General features: G+C 54.5%; 16 protein-coding genes. 1 reads left to right on the top strand and 15 read right to left on the bottom strand.

All coding sequences use genetic code 11. The features are described from left to right. Positions 1-47 precede the first annotated feature (47 nt). The 12 genes from IJ22_RS23325 to IJ22_RS23265 form a co-directional block, all read right to left on the bottom strand. Positions 48-1031, bottom strand: a complete 984-nt coding sequence (locus tag IJ22_RS23325; protein WP_062410481.1) for a hypothetical protein — start codon at positions 1029-1031, stop codon at positions 48-50. Beyond that, positions 1018-1566, bottom strand: coding sequence for a hypothetical protein (locus tag IJ22_RS23320; RefSeq protein WP_062410480.1), 549 nt, complete (start codon positions 1564-1566; stop codon positions 1018-1020). The genes IJ22_RS23325 and IJ22_RS23320 overlap by 14 nt, the downstream gene beginning before the upstream one ends. A 10-nt stretch (positions 1567-1576) precedes the next feature. Continuing rightward, complete coding sequence (locus tag IJ22_RS23315) at positions 1577-1966, bottom strand: hypothetical protein (protein WP_062410479.1); 390 nt, start codon at positions 1964-1966, stop codon at positions 1577-1579. Positions 1967-2047: 81 nt separating this feature from the next. Beyond that, complete coding sequence (locus IJ22_RS23310) at positions 2048-2527, bottom strand: hypothetical protein (RefSeq protein WP_041052829.1); 480 nt, start codon at positions 2525-2527, stop codon at positions 2048-2050. 83 nt (positions 2528-2610) lie between these two features. Next, positions 2611-4680 carry a hypothetical protein gene (locus IJ22_RS23305; RefSeq protein ID WP_062410478.1) on the bottom strand — a complete coding sequence of 690 codons (2070 nt, stop codon included), beginning with the start codon at positions 4678-4680 and terminating at the stop codon, positions 2611-2613. Then, complete coding sequence (locus IJ22_RS23300; RefSeq protein WP_062410477.1) at positions 4670-6541, bottom strand: ATPase, T2SS/T4P/T4SS family; 1872 nt, start codon at positions 6539-6541, stop codon at positions 4670-4672. Before IJ22_RS23300 ends, IJ22_RS23305 begins: the two co-directional genes overlap by 11 nt. Beyond that, positions 6538-7383 (bottom strand): ParA family protein, encoded by an 846-nt coding sequence (locus IJ22_RS23295; protein WP_062410476.1) that lies wholly within the window; start codon positions 7381-7383, stop codon positions 6538-6540. The genes IJ22_RS23300 and IJ22_RS23295 overlap by 4 nt, the downstream gene beginning before the upstream one ends. 33 nt (positions 7384-7416) lie before the next feature. After that, positions 7417-8124, bottom strand: a complete 708-nt coding sequence (locus IJ22_RS23290) for a hypothetical protein (RefSeq protein ID WP_062410475.1) — start codon at positions 8122-8124, stop codon at positions 7417-7419. An 11-nt stretch (positions 8125-8135) separates the two neighbouring features. Then, positions 8136-9233, bottom strand: coding sequence for an SAF domain-containing protein (locus tag IJ22_RS23285; protein ID WP_062410474.1), 1098 nt, complete (start codon positions 9231-9233; stop codon positions 8136-8138). Positions 9234-9278: 45 nt separating this feature from the next. After that, the gene (locus tag IJ22_RS23280) at positions 9279-9887 is read right to left on the bottom strand and encodes a hypothetical protein (protein WP_062410473.1); all 609 of its coding nucleotides are present in this window, start codon (positions 9885-9887) and stop codon (positions 9279-9281) included. A 274-nt stretch (positions 9888-10161) separates the two neighbouring features. Next, entirely contained in the window at positions 10162-11106 is a 945-nt protein-coding gene (locus tag IJ22_RS23270) for a ParB/RepB/Spo0J family partition protein (protein ID WP_432806744.1), read from the bottom strand. Next, positions 11054-11881: a ParA family protein gene (locus tag IJ22_RS23265; protein WP_062410471.1), complete on the bottom strand. Its 828-nt coding sequence runs from the start codon at positions 11879-11881 to the stop codon at positions 11054-11056. The genes IJ22_RS23270 and IJ22_RS23265 overlap by 53 nt, the downstream gene beginning before the upstream one ends. 213 nt (positions 11882-12094) lie before the next feature. On the opposite strand from IJ22_RS23265, the gene IJ22_RS23260 reads away from it, so the two are divergent. Continuing rightward, positions 12095-12487: a hypothetical protein gene (locus IJ22_RS23260; RefSeq protein WP_062410470.1), complete on the top strand. Its 393-nt coding sequence runs from the start codon at positions 12095-12097 to the stop codon at positions 12485-12487. 368 nt (positions 12488-12855) lie between these two features. Here the strand turns inward: IJ22_RS23260 and rlmD are convergent, their stop codons facing one another. From rlmD to IJ22_RS23245, 3 genes are all read right to left on the bottom strand, one after another. Continuing rightward, positions 12856-14409, bottom strand: a complete 1554-nt coding sequence (gene rlmD, locus IJ22_RS23255; RefSeq protein WP_082660925.1) for a 23S rRNA (uracil(1939)-C(5))-methyltransferase RlmD — start codon at positions 14407-14409, stop codon at positions 12856-12858. Positions 14410-14656: 247 nt separating this feature from the next. Then, the gene (locus IJ22_RS23250) at positions 14657-15016 is read right to left on the bottom strand and encodes a Lin0512 family protein (RefSeq protein WP_054818646.1); all 360 of its coding nucleotides are present in this window, start codon (positions 15014-15016) and stop codon (positions 14657-14659) included. A gap of 282 nt (positions 15017-15298) precedes the next feature. Then, positions 15299-16357, bottom strand: coding sequence for an acyl-CoA dehydrogenase family protein (locus IJ22_RS23245; protein ID WP_062410469.1), 1059 nt, complete (start codon positions 16355-16357; stop codon positions 15299-15301). Between the last annotated feature and the right edge of the window lie 14 nt (positions 16358-16371).

The following is a 16371-nucleotide window of genomic DNA, read 5'->3' as shown; positions in this document are numbered from 1 at the left end:
AGAACCGATCCGACGGCGTGTCCACTTTCCGAAACATCGCCGTCTCGTTAAGATGGCGAGACCGGACAGTCCAGCGGCATATAGCCTTTTTGCGCGGCCGCTTTTTCGCTGGAAAACGTCTCTTCCACCGGATAAGTAAAGCCGCATGTGCTGCGGTAATACACCTTCATGCTTCCTTTCCTGGCTCCGACAATCTCCGGCTTCTTGAGCAAGCGGCTTCCGCCGAGGGCGTAATTGTTGTAAAACTTGCCTCCCATCGGAATGCCCTGGATGAAAGCAAGCACCCCGACGTCATCCACGGTATTGTTCCAATCTTCCTGTGAAATCGTTGGCAATGTAAACGTGTAGGAGAGACCAAATCGGGAAACCGATTCGTTGTGTTTATTGATCCGGTACGCGAGTTCGTCTTCAATTGCGCGGACGATGGTGCTCCGGCGCACCTGCTCAAATCGCTCCGCATCCTTTAATAACGCAATATTCGTCTGCTGCCCGACGTCGGCCCGCAAGCCTTCGTGCCAGCTCCGGCTGATCGCATCGTAAGCGAGGACGAAATCATCCAGCGTGAACGAAAGGCTGTTGCCCGTTGAATCGGCGTAAGCATACGGCTTTTTCGCTCCCCAAACCGGTTTCTGTTCCGTGTGCCCATCGGCTCCCGTCCACTCCTCCTCGGCATAGACGTAGAAGCCGTCGTAACCAATCACCGCAATAGCCGGGATATACCGACTCAACACGCCTTGCGCAACGGGATCGTCGGCAATGCCGAAGCTTGCGTACAGCGTCCGATAAAAAGCGGCAATCGCCTCGTCCTTGTTCAGCGCCACCCGCTTGGCCGATTCGTATTGCGTCTCCCGCTGCTGGTTCGCATTGACGGTCAACATCCGCGCAGCATCATCCACCGCCGCATCCAGCGCGGTGTTATAGCGCAGCTCGGAGAGTAGCGCCTTCCGCTGCGTTTCGACCTCGATCCGGTTCACGGTCGCAAACGGCAGAAAAATAAGCGCTCCGACAATGGCCCATTCAATCAGCCTCATTGCGCACCACCCCGCCGTAAGGAATGAAGATTTTTTCGTTCGGACTGATGGCCTGGTTCAGAAAATCGAACAGGATCGTGCCGGGAGTCCGGTTCGTATTTTTGACGGTGACCGCAAACGTGTCGCCGGCCCGCAGCTTGTAACGTCTCGCCGGATCGTCTTTTGCGGCCGCGCTGTTCGGGAACAGCACAGGCAAAATCTGCGCGTTGTAAAATAGGTCGTAGTGCACTTCGTAGCTGCCCCGAAACGTATCCGGCCTTGTCGGGTCGTCATAAACCGGCACGTACTTTTTGCTGCCGTGTTCCATTTGCACATCGAAGGTGTTGCCCGTTGCCGCAATCGCCTCCATAAAGTCCGTATACATGGTCGGCGACACAAAGCCTTTGTCCCGCACCGCATCCACAAATGTTGTCGTCGCCCGCAGGACGACCAACTCCGAAATATCGTCCTGCTGGTCGAAGGCTGCGGAAATGGGGTAGAGGTAGAGCAAAAGAACGGCAATGAACGCCGCGAAAACTTTCGAGAAACTGTTCATGGCATTCTCCTTAGCGCAAAGCAAAAATGAGACGCAGCAGCCGCCCGGACGCATCCCGCTGGGCGACTGCCGTATACCGGGCATTCAGGCGAATGCCGGCGGGGACGAACGGGTCCCGATCGAGCGGCGGCGCGTATCGAACGCCGTCCACCACAATTTCCGCGTCTCCCGTCTCCAGCCGGGCAATGGATTGCGCTACCTCTGCGCCGGATACGGTGCCGTCGCCGGCAATCGGCGAAAACGTCATCTGCATGTTGCGATCCAGCGACTTTCCCGACACATAGGCGGTGGCGTTCAGCGCGGCCCCGGTTTGAAAGAGCAGCAGTCCGCTTGTTACGGCCATCAGAAAGAGAAGACAGGCCACGCTCATTTCCAGCATCGTTCTGGGGGCATGTTCCATCGGCTTCCTCCTTGGAAAAACTGGGCGTCCGTCTATACCCGAAAGGACGCCCCATCAGCGTTGTGATGTCAGTAAGGGCGCTTACTGCTGCCGAAACACGATGCCGCGAATGACGTTGCTGCTATCGTGCACCAGTTGCGCCCGAAATTTGCCGCTCGGATTGACGTAGTTGATATTCGCTTCATCGAGCGCATGGCTCAGTTGCCCCGGCGCTTCACCAACCACTGAGCCGTAGGTCACACTGTCGATTGGAACACCCGTGTTGATCACCTTGCCGTACCACTGACCTGCCGGATTTTTCCCGGTGACAATCTGGATGCCGAACTCTTCTTTATCACTGAACTTGCGCAGCGCGTTGACCACCTGACTGCCCGACAACGTCGTGTTGTCGTACACCGTAAACGCCGTTTGCGACAGCTCCGTCTGGATATTGCTGAAATTGCTTTGCGCCGCCTTGGTGGAGTCTTGCGCGGAAATAAACAATACGACGGCGAGGGTAATGAGCGCGATGGCAAGAAAAATGCCTGCCGCCATCACGAGTGCTTTTTGCGCGTTCGACATGAACCGATCTCTCCTTCAAATTCAAAATGGTGTAGGAAATAAAAAAAGCACTTCCCGTTTGGAAAGCGCCGCAACATGTCCGCTTACTGAATGCGCTGAAGCTGTTCGTAGTATACGGACATCTGGTGCAAGCTGACGATGACGAGCGGAATGACCAGATAGCCGAAAATGAGAGCCATCATCGGCGCAAACCCGATCCATTTTCCCCAGCCTGCCTTTTGCTCGATCAATTGCTCGTACTCCTGTTTGCGCTGCTCCTGCGCGTAAGCCTGTTCCGACTCCAGGTCGTCGAACGCTTCCCGGATCGGCAAACTTTGCGCAGCCAGTTCCAGCTTTTCGACCGTGCGGACGAACGGCACAAACGGCGCATCCTCTTTCAGCTGCGCCAGCGCCTGATCCGCGCCCTGTTCGAAATGGAGCAAGCAGGTTTGCAGCGGTTCCTTGAACACGCGGGCAAACTGTTCCATCCAGATGAGCAGATGCTCGACCGACATCCGGTCCATATCTGCCAGCATGGCGATGACGGCATGCAGTTGATCCACTTCATGCTTCATCTCCATCTGCCGCATGCGCCGCTGGAACAACCGAACGCCGACCGGCATGGCGTAGCCGCCCCATCCCGCGAGAGCGGCGAGGAGCGCTTCCCACCACTTCACATAATGATTGTCCAGCTTCGTGAGCTTGACCATAATGCGCCGAGCCGCGGCGCGAAGCTGATCGTCCTGGCCCGTCATCGGCGATTCGCTGCGGAGCAGGGCCATCACCGTTTCTTCGGTGCGATGCTTCACCTCCTTTACGCGATCGATGATGCGGCGATCGAGCGCCGCCGCCTCGCGCGTCTTGGCTTCCTCCTCCGGCGACAGTTGGCCGAACAGGATGCCCAGCTTTACCGGCGCATACAGGATTTGATGCCGGCTTGCGGCATGAAGCGCCATAAACATCCCGAGCACAGCCAGAAAAGCCATGCCCGCCGCCACGATGCGCTGCACATAGAGCCATTCCAGCCGAAGCGGCGACGCGGTGTCTTTAAGCAGCTTGACCATACGGTCAGCTTCCCGGGAACCGGGGGCGGGACCGAAACGATGCACAAGCCAGCGCATCCATGGCCATTCGTAAACCCGTTTCTCCCATCTTTTCCGGCCGGTTGGTTTTGGACTCACGTCCAGTTCCTGAATGTTCCTCAGCAGAACGTAGGACAGCCATACGACCGCCATCAGGCCGATTTTCACGATCCAGCCGGTCGTGCTCGCATAAAAGGCGTCCATGGCCGGAAAGTAATGGCTGGCCCAAGCTTCGATCGGCCGGGTAAACAGCAGCGGCAACAGCGCGATGGCGGTCAGTCCTTGCAACAGGAAACTGAGGCGCTCGCGGCGCAGCAGTTCCAGATTCAGTTCGGTCGCAAGCTTCCCAAGCGCCTTCAAGTACACGGAACCGGTTGCGGTTCGTTTGTCGCCGTATTCCTTCACCAGATGCGACAGCCCGGCCAAGCCCTGCAAATAGCGGTTCGGCGCGCTCTCGATATACTGCGCCAGCCGCTGCTCGGCGTCGCTTGCCGTGAGCACTTCGTATATTTCGTGTCCGTGCAGCGCCATCTCATACGGCGCGCCGTCCGCCGCTTCATAAACGGCTTCTTCCACCATGCCGTGCCGATGATAATGATGACGCACATCCGAAAAAAAATGCCGGAGTTGCCGGAGCAGTCGCGTCTCCAGCCGATGGACCAGATTGTCCGAAAGGATTCCGTGGCCTACCCAGAAGCCGATGCCAATCATGCCGAGCGCGGCCGGGTCGCGCACGCCGAGCGCCAGCGGAACAGCCGCCGCGAGCAGCACGCCCCATATGAGGAGCGCCGTCTTCATCGTTTCCAGCCGCAGCTTCCATTCGTCGCCAAGCTGGAGAATGGTCATTCGTTTGCGAAGTTGAAGCAAATAACCGCGCAGGATCGGCACGCGTTCGCATAGGCGATACAACTGCTGCAACACGCTGTACATCGTTTGCTTCTTGCGGGCTTTGCCTGGTTTGCGCAGCGCTTCATACCGCCGAACGGCCTCCACGTCCGAACCGTGACGGGATACCCATTGAAACATCGCCACCATCGCGAGGAACAGCACCGTCGCCGCGCCGAGCAACAGGGACAGCCATTCAATTTTCATCGCTATCCCCCCAGTGAACCGCCAAAAACGCCTCGAACGCCGCCTGGTCCGGCCCGGCGAGGCATGCGGCGATTTCCTTGCGGCTTCGCTCGGACAACGGATGAACGGCGACATAGCTTCCGTCCCGGTATTCGATGACGTTCCGCGCGACATAAAGCGGGCGGTCCGTCGAGCGGCGGAAATATTCCAGCATCGTCTCCATGAACGCCATCATTTTCTCCTCGGTCGTCGTTTTGTGGCGAAACGTCTCCGGGTAGCCCGCTTCCTGCTCCACCGGGACGCATTCGGTAATTCGTTCAATGTAGCGATGTCCGTCCGCGTCCCGCCTGAGGTGAATGTCGAAGTTGATGACGCTGACGACCTGCTGCTCGGCCACTTTTTCGTTCGTAAACACCCCTGTCTTCAGCAGCGAGTTGCGCAGCGAATAGACGAGATCGCGGAACGTTTTGGCATGATGCGTAAACAAGGTGAACAGCGAAGCGACCTGCGCCATCTGCACCATCCAGGCTGCAACCGGGTCGGTCGCCACTTCTCCCAAAATATTGACCGAGCCGTCCGTTTTTTTCTGGATGTCCAGACCGTCCTGCCCGGAGATCGTTTCCGTTTCCCGCAAGCTTAAAATGTTGCGTTCCCGGTATATTTTCCGAAGCTGAAGCTCAAAGCTCATTTCCTGCACCCGGATCGGCAAGATGGCCGGAATGTAGCGCACCATCGCCATCAAGAGCGTCGTTTTGCCGCTGCCCTGTGCGCCGGTGATGGCCGTGATGCGCTCGCCCATGACGAGATATCGGATCAGTCCAATGGGCAACTCTGCGTTGGCGTCCTGAATCAATTGTTCCAGCGCTGCGTTTTGCACATCGAATTTGCGCACAAAAAAAGCCCACGATTCGCTGAACCGGGGGCGCAGCACGACGACGCGGGAGCCATCGGCCATTTCGTTCACCTTAAAGCCGTTCGCTTCGGACAATTGGCCGGGAAAATTATGTTTGTACACGTTCTGGCACACGCGCCGGAGTTCTTGCTCCGAGCCGAAGGACAGAAAGCTTAAATGAATGGATTTCCCTTTATAAAACAGCCACACGCTGTCATGTGACCTTGGCACCTCGCGCAGCAGCGCTTCTTCCTCCAGGCTCCATTCGCCTTCCCACATCGAGGGCGGGATGCCGGAAACACCGCCCGATACGCCATCGATTTTCATGTCACGGATTTCGTCGATGACGCTAAACCCTTTGTACTGCTGGTAGATCCGCTGCACAACGATCTGGGTTTTGTCCTCGGTGGGAAGCTTGTGTACTTCCCGCTTGTAGATGTCGCAGATTTCGTCGGCGGTAATCCGGTACGACTCGGTCTCTTCGTCTTCCATACTCCGTTTGGGGCGATCCAATTCGTATTTTTGAATCAGTTCGTCCAGTGCTCTCAATCGATGTTGTTTCTTAAACAGATGGAGCAAAATGTCGAACTGATCTTGCGGCGATAATTTTTTCGGATCGTCAAACGGCAGGAGGCGATTCAGGTTATTATCGTCCAGATGGTAGCGCTGCTCGAGCAAATCAGCGATGACCTGCTTCACATACGCCTTGTCCCGCAAATCTCCGGACGTGCAGCCCCGCAGCGCCTTCTTCAGTTCTGCGCGCTTGTTTTTGCGACGGCGGTATTCTTCTTCCGACAAGCCGAAGTCGATCAGGCTGCTGCTCGTCATCTCGTGCAGCGCCTCTTTCACGAACGCGGTCATCGCTTCCAGCGTATAGACCGGTTTTTCGTCCGGCTGCTCCGGCAAGCGGCGGCTCAAACGCAAATAGAGCAAGACGCCGATCGCAATGAGGATGCCCGCCAGAAGCAAAGCGTTCAGCGCGAACATCATCGGTCATCGTCCTCCTTCCCGCCGAAAAGAGGCTTGTTTCGTCCGACGTTGTTGATGATCGCCTGCGCCAATGCCCGCACCTGTTGCATAAAGGGATAGTTTTCATGATCGCGCGGCACCTGCCGGTTGCGAAATAGAAAACGGACGGCTTCTCCTTGTTGGGTCGCATCCAGCCAGCCCGTATTATGGACAATCGGGTACGCGGGCTCCCGCCGATGGAACTGGCGCTTGATATTTTGAACGGTCAAAGCGGAGCGAGGATCATATTGTCCGAATACAAGCAAATGCTTCCGGTTGGACTGAAGCTGCGCCTCCACCAGCGAAAAAGCTTGCTCCAGTTTGAGCATGTTTTGCGGCAGACAGGCGACCAGCAAATCCGCCTGACACAGCAGCGCCTGTGTCCACACCGACAAATTGCCGCTTCCGCCGTCCAGCAACACCAGATCGTAAGCGCGTTTTGTCAGTTCCAAGAGCGGCACGAGCCAGTCCTGTGCCGACGAAACAAACGATACGTCCGGCTTGTTCGATCCCGGAAGGATGTCGAGGCGCTCGGCGAGCAGCGGCAGCGTGTAATCCCGAAGCAATTTCGGTTCGAGCTTGCGGTTTTGCAATAGCCTGAGCAGCGCGTCGATTCCTACATCGGATGAGACGTCCGCTTTGTTCATCCAGGTCCGCCTTGGATAAAAGCCGCGTTCAATGGCTGCATATTCGCTTTGCAAATGCCCAAGCAGCAAAAGACGCGAAGAATATTCAAGACCGAGCAGCGCGGCGGAGGCGATCAGGTTGCTTGTCGTACCGGCTTGTCCCGAAATCGGACTCCAAAACACCACGGTAAAACCCATTGCTTCATCTCCTTTCGTGCGACTTTACCGGATTCACGCGCGCTTTCGTGCACGCGCCCATGCCCGCCGGGCCGTTTTGGCATCGCAATCAAACAACTGTTGCAGCATGTCGAGCACGGTCCGGCGATAAGTTCCAGTCAGCTGCCTGATGTCGATGCGGCCATGATGCTGGTTGTCGAGCTCCACGGACATGTCCCGTTCGTCCAGCGGAAAGCGGAACACGGTATCCTCCCAGCGTACAGCCTGCTGCGGCAACAGCGAATCGAAATACGACTCAGGTATGGCGATCGGCAAGGTAGGGGTGATCAGTTTGTAAAACGAAAGCGGCTGACCCTCCGCTTCGTGAAGGCACAGCCGCTGCATCAGCTCCGCGTTTTTATGCATGCCGAGCCGACTATAATTGCTGCACCACACCCGCTTGTCATAGCCCGGCAACTCTCGTCCTTTCACAAATTCCGTGTGATCGGTGTCGAGCAGCATGACATCGTAGGCCGCTTCGCCTTCGGCTTGAAGCAGGGAGCGTTCCAATTGCGCTCGCGTGATGAGCCCGGTCGCCACATCGATGCCTTCAAATTCCCGCAGCGAATCGCCGAATTCTACTTGCGGCAAATAGCCTTGCATGGACTGGGCAAGGGTGGAATCCACGATCAGCACCTTTCGCTCCATCGCCGTGAGCAGCTTGCCCAGCACAAGGAGCAGGTGGCTTTTGTCCGGCGCGCCGAAAAACACGACTTTTTTCATGACGGCCTCCTTTACTGGTTAAAAATGTTCTCCAGTTTATCTGTGCCGGGCGACTCCCCTGAGGGTGAAGATGGCGCTGACTCCGCAGGCGCTTCCGGTCGATTCCCATTCGTCGTTGTCGAACCGGAAGGGGAGGGGAGCGGATGCGCGGCCGGCGGTTCGCGATCATTCGTAGCCGTTGTGCCCGACGGTTGCGGCACGGATGGCGTTTCCCGTAACGTGTTGCCCTGCTGCGTAACAATCCGCTCGTTTTGCAGTTGCTGCTGAACCGTCACGCTGCCGCTTGTCACGCGCAGTTTGTCCGACTCGCTCATGGCTTTCAGATTGTCATCCAGTGTCGTTCGCAGTTGGCGGGCAAGCTCGGTTGTCGCTTTTTCGAGCAGGTTCGGATCATGTTCCATCAAATCAAGCACTTTCGGATTTGCGGGATAATTGACCGCCGCCGCTTCCTGCAATCCCGGCTCGATATACGGCAGGGCATACAGCCGTGCGCCTTGCAAGTAGGCATCGATAATCGCGCTTGACGTTTGCAAAATATCCTTCTCGTTCATTTCGAGCCAGATGACCGTTCCTGACAACTCCCGCGCTTTCTTCTTCGCTAACAGGACATAATCTTCTCCTGTCGGGAAGTTGATTCGCACGTCGATGTACTGTCCCTTTTGTAGATTGGAGGGAAGTTGAATGACATGAAATTCTTGCACCCGCAAATCCTTCGGGATCGGCGTGCTCTCGTACAGCATAGATGGCATCAGAGGTGTTCCGGGCTGCAATTCGATTTTGGCGCTTTTGCCGATGGCCGCTTCCCGTTCAGTAATCATCCCGGATGGCACCAGACTCGCGGGCATCGGGACGGACTGGAGATCCTCCGCCGTGACGGTGCCTCCGGCCGGAATGGTTCGTGCCACGGTCCAGACATTCCTGCGCGATTGTTCCTCTATCGTTTTCAGTTCCTTGATCTGCCTTTCGTAGTGTTCCTTCATTTGCTGCTGATTCTGCTCTTGCTCCGATTGCTTTTTCAGAGAATATATGACCGCAGCCACAAGTAAACAAACGCTTATAGCGATCGCGGTGATAATTAGTGCCTTGCGGTGCCGATACGTCCACGACATCGCTCACGTCTCCTCTCAATCAATCTTAAACTGCTATCGAAACTTTTACCGGGCATCGTCACGGAGCTTCTGCTTTTGCTGGGTCGCAGCCTGATGCTGCTCCAGCTTTTCTTGCGCCCATGCGGGCATATGCTCCGGTGTTATTAAGCCGATAAAATCTTCCCGATTCCAGCGAGACTCTTCTCCGGTATACAGATTTAACACATAGACGGCCCGACCTCGGGAATAGGCAGAGGTGCCAAAACCGCTTAACGCCAGCACAAGCTGATTAACTGCGGTGCGATATTCGGGACGCAGCCGTTCCGGCCGGATGACGACAACCTGGTTGTCAATGCGCATGTCTTCGCGAATCGGCTGACATTCTGCCTGGGTAAGGGGAGTTAGGGGCACCATGACACTGGCCCTTTCTTCTTTGAGATCCTCCAACTCCCATTGCACACGGGAAATGAAGTCATTCATGGCCTCAAGATAATCTGCGCTGGCCGCAATCGCGTAAAAATGCTCGACACCCAAAGAATTGTTTCGGGTGCAGGTACAAACCATGTACGGACGTTCGGCATTGGTTTCGTCTATGCCAAGCAGCACTTCCACCTTCCCGATGGAGATGGCCTGAACGACTTCGTAGTTGTCCACCATTCGCTTCATTTCTTCCATCGTCCGTCCTCATTTCCTGGAAAGTTGCGGTCATTCTTCGTTCTCCGGCTTCGCTTTGATTGGCCGGCTTCACGAGATTTCTTGTTTCGCGTGTGCGGCTGCTCGGCCTCGTCCTCCAAAACTTCAAAGCGGTTGAAACCCGGCCTTTCTTGCATCAGGCGCTCATATTGACGACGCCTCCCTTTCGTGAAATACACCATGAATCGCCTCCCCAAAAATGGGCATAAAAAAGCTCTCCGTCCTAGGGGAGAGTGCCTGCCGAACAGGATACATGCTAACGTTCCTGTTCCCGTTGCCGTTTTTTATACCAGCTTTCCAACAGTTGTACGATCAGGTCTTCCTTTTGCTTTTCGGTAAAGTCCCTCGGGAAGAAACGGTCGATCCGATCGCGCCGAATGGTCATCTTTTCTTTCTGGTTCGGCTTCTCCTCCGTGAGAATTGAGAAGATGACATCCACGTTAAGCCGCCCGTCCTGGCTCAGTTTTTTCATGCGCTGCGCCTGCGCCAGCGAAGGCGTGCAGTCTTCGGACTGCATCGTTTCGTACAGGGCTTGCTGTTCTTCTTCGGACAAGTAAGAAAGTTCTACGGCCGGATTGAAGGCGATTCGTTTATCGTCCACCATTTCGAGAATGGAGGGGGTCAGTTCGGTAAGGCGGATATATCTGAATATTTGGTTCCTGCTCTCTCCAACTTGCTCCGCCAAAACTTCACTAGATTTTTTCCCGTCCAACTTGTTCCCAACTTGGGAACGAGTTAAATCTGTACGCTGTCCTTGCCGATTCATCGCCTCCAGCTTCATCTTATAGGCAAATGCTTTCTCGCTTGGCGAAATATTTTCCCGTTGCAAATTGCTGTCCACCATAATGATCGTCGCCTGATCGTCGTCCAGTTCGCGGACGATACAGGGCATCGTTTCTCTGCCTGCCAGTTCGCTTGCTTTTTTGCGCCGATGTCCGGCTACCATTTCATAGCCGCCGTCCGCCTTCGGACGAACCAGGCCGGGAACCAGTACGCCGTATTGCTTCACGCTGTCCGCCATTTCCAGCATCGCTTCATCCGCCTTCACCTTGAACGGATGACCGGGAAAATCGCTGATTTCCGACAATGGTATTTCCATCACCTTTTCCCGCTGTTGATCAGCGCGGCTCTCCTCCGTTGAGAATAAATCAGCGACTGTGGTCAGTTTGATGCTGGCGCGCATGTCGTCTTTCGCTGCCAATGCTCTGCACCTCCTTCGTGAAGGCAGCATAAGCCTCCGCAGCTTTCCCATCCGGATCATGGACGTAGATGCTTTTCCCCTTGGCGCTTGTTTCCGCCGCGCGAACGGATAAGGGGATTTCGGTGTTGAACACGCGCAGCTTGTCACCGTAGTCGCGCCGAAGAATAAAGGAAATGTCTTTGGCAAATTTCGTCCGACTGTCTACCATCGTGAGCAACACGCCATCCAAAACCAACTTCGGATTGATCTGCCTGCGCACACGGGCAATCGTCTGCAATAGTTGGGTCATACCTTTGGCGGGCAAATAATGCGCTTGTACAGGAATAATAACGCTATCTGCTGCCGCCAACGCGTTGATGGTCAACATGCCAAGACTCGGCATGCAATCGATCAGCACGTAGTCGTAGTCGGCTTTAACGGAGTCGATGTACGAGCGTAAAATCGTTTCTCTGCTCATCGTGTTGACGAGCGATACCTCAACAGCGGACAATTCAATATTGCCTGGCATCAGGTCAACGCCTTCATGGTGATGCAAAATACCTTCCCGCGCTTCATAGGATTCTTCCAGCATCGTCTTCGCCAGCAATGTCGCCAAAGATACCGACAAATTATCCGGTTCGTGGAAACCTAACGAATCCGTCAGGTTGCCTTGCGCGTCCGCATCGACCAGCAAAACCTTTTTCCCATCGGCTGCCAAACCAATCCCCAGGTTGACCGCCGTTGTGGTTTTGCCCACGCCGCCTTTCTGATTGGCGAGGGCGATCACCTTGGTCATCCTACACTTCTCCTTTCACGCAAAAAGCCGGTTGCGCTGAATATTTCAGGGCAACCGGCTTTTTGAATTGTATCTATATAAAAAGAGAACACCGCAAGAAGGGCGTTCTCTTGAATATTCAAGAATTACCTGTTATTTAAATTGACGCGTATTAACCTATAGCGATATGTTATTCTATTGATAAAAACGAATTGATGGAAGGGTGGGTGTACCGTGGTTACTTTTCCTATTATATCTATTTGTATTTTGTTAGTTTCAATTGTGCTTACGCGTTATAGCAAAAATATTAAACATGCTATTCCCCCAACAGTCGCGTTTGTTCTCAATGGAGTATTAATCTTATCCTTGATCGAATTTATTGCTTTATTTATGAATAATAATGATGTGATTACCCAAATACCTGCACCCTATTACTGGCTTCTATTGTTCGCCGGGTTCATAATTGAAATCTTTTCTTACCGCCAAAAATATATACCAGGTCATTTCATCGCTGCCGCATTACATTGCTTTGTGGGGTTTATCGCCACCTTTTCGATTGGCCTTCCTCTACTTATACTAGCGTTGATTGAAATAATCATTGCTGTTTACCAGTATCAAAGGAACTAAGATACCCGCGCCGCCTTTCTGATTGACGAGAGCGATCACCTTGGTCATCCTACACTTCTATTTTCACGCAAAAAGCCGGTTGCGCTGATATTTCAGGGCAACCGGCTTTTTGAATAGTATCTATTATAAAAAGAGAACACCACAATAAAGGGTGTTCTCTTGTATATTCATATGTTGCAGCTACTCCATTTTCGAAGCTGATCCGTGAACTTATTCCTATGAATTCAACATGTCTACACACCCGACGTCCAAATCCAGGTCCAAAACGACCGAAACCTCAATTTTGTCTTTAAGCACCTTATTTTTGAAGTCGCTGCCGTCTGCCGTGAAAGTCATAAAACGCGCAAAGTGTTGAAAATAAAGGATTTCTACGTATCGATTCGTTGCATTCCTATTACACACTCCACATGCGCGGTATGCGGGAACATATCCACCGGCTGCACCCACTCAAGGCGGTAGCCGCCGCTGAGCAGCACCTGGCAATCCTTGGCCAAGGTGGCAGGGTTGCACGATACGTACACCAGCCGCGCCGGCCGGGCTTGCAAAAGGGCTTGCAGCAGCGGGCGCTCGCAGCCGGTGCGCGGCGGGTCGACGACGACGACGTCGGGTCTGATGCCGCGCTTGACCCACTCGGGCAGCAGCTGCTCGGCGCGGCCCTCGAAGAAGCGCGCGTTCTCGATACCGCTCGCGCGCGCATTGTCCCGTGCGTCCTGCACCGCCTCGGGGATAATCTCGATGCCCCGAACCTCCCGGGCATAGGGGGCCAGCCACAGGCCGATCGTGCCTGTACCGCAGTAGGCATCGACGACCAGCTCCGAACCGCTGAGCGAGGCCGCCTCCTGCACGGCGTTATACAGCTTCACCGTCTGCTCCGGGTTGAGTTGGAAGAACGCGCGCGGGGATAAAGAGAAGCGGACGTCGCCGAGCGTTTCCTCGAGCCGTTCCTGTCCCCAAAGCACGACGGTCTTCTCCCCGAATACTAGCGGCGACTTGCCCTTATGGATATTCTGGGCAATCGTGGTGACCATGGGCAGCGTCTCGCGGATGCGCTGCACAAGCCGCCTGGAATCCGGCAGGCGGTCGGTGGCGGTAATCAGCGTCAGCTGTACATTCCCGGAGGCTTGACCGACCCGGGCGACAACGGTTCGGACCGCCCCCTCGCGAGTACGCTCATCGTAGATAGGGATCTGAAGCTCCGATAAGATCGCCTTCACCTGATCGATGACTTGATTAACCAAAGGGTGGTGTACAGCACACCCGCTGATATCGACCAAGCGGTGCGATCCTGCCGCATAAAGACCCGTAATCATCTTTTCACCTTCACGCCCTGTCTGCAATTGGGCTTTGTTGCGGTAGCCCCACGGGTCGCTCATCCCCAGAATCGGCCGCATCGGCAGCTCGTGAAGACCGGCATAGCGCTGGAACGATTCCCGCACCAGTTCTTCTTTCGCCCTCAGCTGCGCCTCATAGGTCATATGCTGCAGCTGGCAGCCTCCGCAGGTTTCATAAACGGGACAGGGCGGCTTCCGGCGGTCGGGGGACCGTTTCTCCAGTTCGATAATGTCCGCGTTCAGATAACCGGGCTCCATCTTGGTAATTTTCGCCTTGACGACTTCATCGGGCAGAGCTCCCTTGACAAATACGGCCTTGCGTCTGTAATAACCGACACCTTCACCGTTGATTCCAATCCGTTTGATCGTGACAATAATCCGGTCCCCCACTCGCACATCCTCCGCCGAGGAGGGTCCTCCAAATGAACCGGACGGCTTTTGCCCCTTGTTTCCCGGCCGATGGGCCGCTTGCGGTTTACTTCGTTGGGCAGGTTTAGTCTCCACCGTTGGGGCTGCCGTAGTGTAACGCTTGTCCGGCGCGCTGTTTGGCTTACGCTTTCGCTGCTGCGGCTTATTCACATCCTGCATCATGCTGTGTTCGCTCCGTTTCCGCTTTTGTTTCTTCCACTATACCACAGAGGCATCCTTTTCCCAACGGACAACCGGTCGCGATATGCGCAGAAAAAAATGGCACTCCGGAACATGATCATGAAGTTCCAGACTGCCGCGCCGGATTGGACGATCGTTGAACCTGTCTATCTTTATCTTCGCCCGGCTTATGATCATGCAAATGAAAGACCTGCGGCTGCAGGTCCGAAGGCAGGCCCTATCAGAATCATTAATAACCAACTTCAACAGAGGCGATAACCACATAGACAAGGTCGTTTTTATCTTCTTTATCTGCAAGAACAACACCGCTGGATGTAAGCATGCCTCCATCGGTCACTTCGAAGGTTACCTCGCCGTAAGGCAGTTCTGCTCTAACGACATCCAGGTTCAGCTTCTCCTTGTCCGCAGGAACAGCCAGTCTTACATTTACCTTCATGTTGTGAATGTCGTGATCCGGAAGCACAGACCGAAGACCGGGCATGGAGTTATGATGGATGGCATTTTGAACGGCCCTGACGGCTGCCTTGGTCACGTTTTGCCCATGCAGATCAATCCCCATACCGATTTCAATAAACATGACTTTATCCATTTCCCTATACACTCCTTTTTACTATGCGGAACTATGCGGCTCGATGCGAAGCCCAAAGCCCGGGTTCGAACCGCATGAAACATGACGCTGCGGTATTCAATTATTATTATACCTCACTGCATGTGGGCTGTCCTAAAGTTTCCGTCATACACGGCAATTGGACCTTGGACAAAAAAACAGAGGTTTAGATGCGCATGCCGCTGGACACACGCATCTAAACCTCATCCTGCCAGGAGGCTCCCAAGACTTCAGCCGCCTTCCTTGGATCCCGAGCCTCGCCTTTCACATTTGTTGCAGCAATTTCTCCAGATGCCTCACCGTGGGAGTCAAATTCGCCAAAAAGTAAGCCTCACGCAGTCTTCTGGAGGGGTCGCTGACCTGTAAGTACGCCGATCCTCCTTGATGCAGCATGTCGGCCTGAACGGCTCTCAAGGTCAAGGAGACCACCTCTAATCGTAATTGCAATAATGGCTTCCATTGTTCCGCTACATTCGGGGATGTGCAGATGCGGTGCAATCGCTCCTTCAATCGATTCAGCTCATCCCTGATTTCTATCGATTGAATGGGCAAATACCGGTTGCAGCCCCCCTGTCTGTCCGCCGCTTTTTCTATAGATTCCGCCGCCGCGGCCGTGACTCCGAATCCTAACGGAATTTGGTAGAGCACAAAGACAGGCCGAATTTGGCTTACATAGTCGTCCGCCTGTTCGGATATTATCCATTCGTCAGGAATGAATACATCATGGAAGGAGCAGGAATAGGTGGCGCTCCCATTCAGGGCCAAATAACCGATTTTCTCTTTCATCGCCAGATTCTCGTTTTGGCAGGGCACAAACGCCATAATCCGCTGACTTTCCCCCACGGAGGCGATGATTGCGAACCAATGGTCCGTCCCCAGGTTCGATACCATCGGCAATTGCCCCGAAACCGAATATCCTCCCGGCACCCGCCTTGCTTTCAAATGCAATTTTTCGAGACCCGCGTAATATTTCATCGGATTCGACAACCCGGTTCCCCCACGCAAACGGCCATCCTCAAGCAGGGGAAGTACGCTTTCCCTGAGATACGGGTTGCCGCTTCGGCGTAAATAAGTGGCAGCCGCCAGGTGGCACCATAGATTAAACCCGGTTGTCATGCAAGTTTTTGACGTTGCCTCTATGAGACCGGTATCCCGCAATAAGGTTTCGGACTGCGGAAGGCGTGATTGAAATACGCCCGCGTTGCCCAATGCCTTAATAAATTCCAGCGGGTAGAAAGCCTCCGAATCGATCTTTCTTACGACCGGCTTTAGTTTCTCTTGGATGCAGCTTTCAATAACATGTTTCCTTTCCGTCGTCCCCATTCGAGTCAACTTCC

It is taken from the genome of Paenibacillus naphthalenovorans (assembly GCF_001465255.1).
Lineage (GTDB): Bacteria > Bacillota > Bacilli > Paenibacillales > NBRC-103111 > Paenibacillus_G > Paenibacillus_G naphthalenovorans.
Note: the sequence above shows the minus strand (reverse complement) of the source record. Positions and strands in the feature narration are given on the sequence as shown.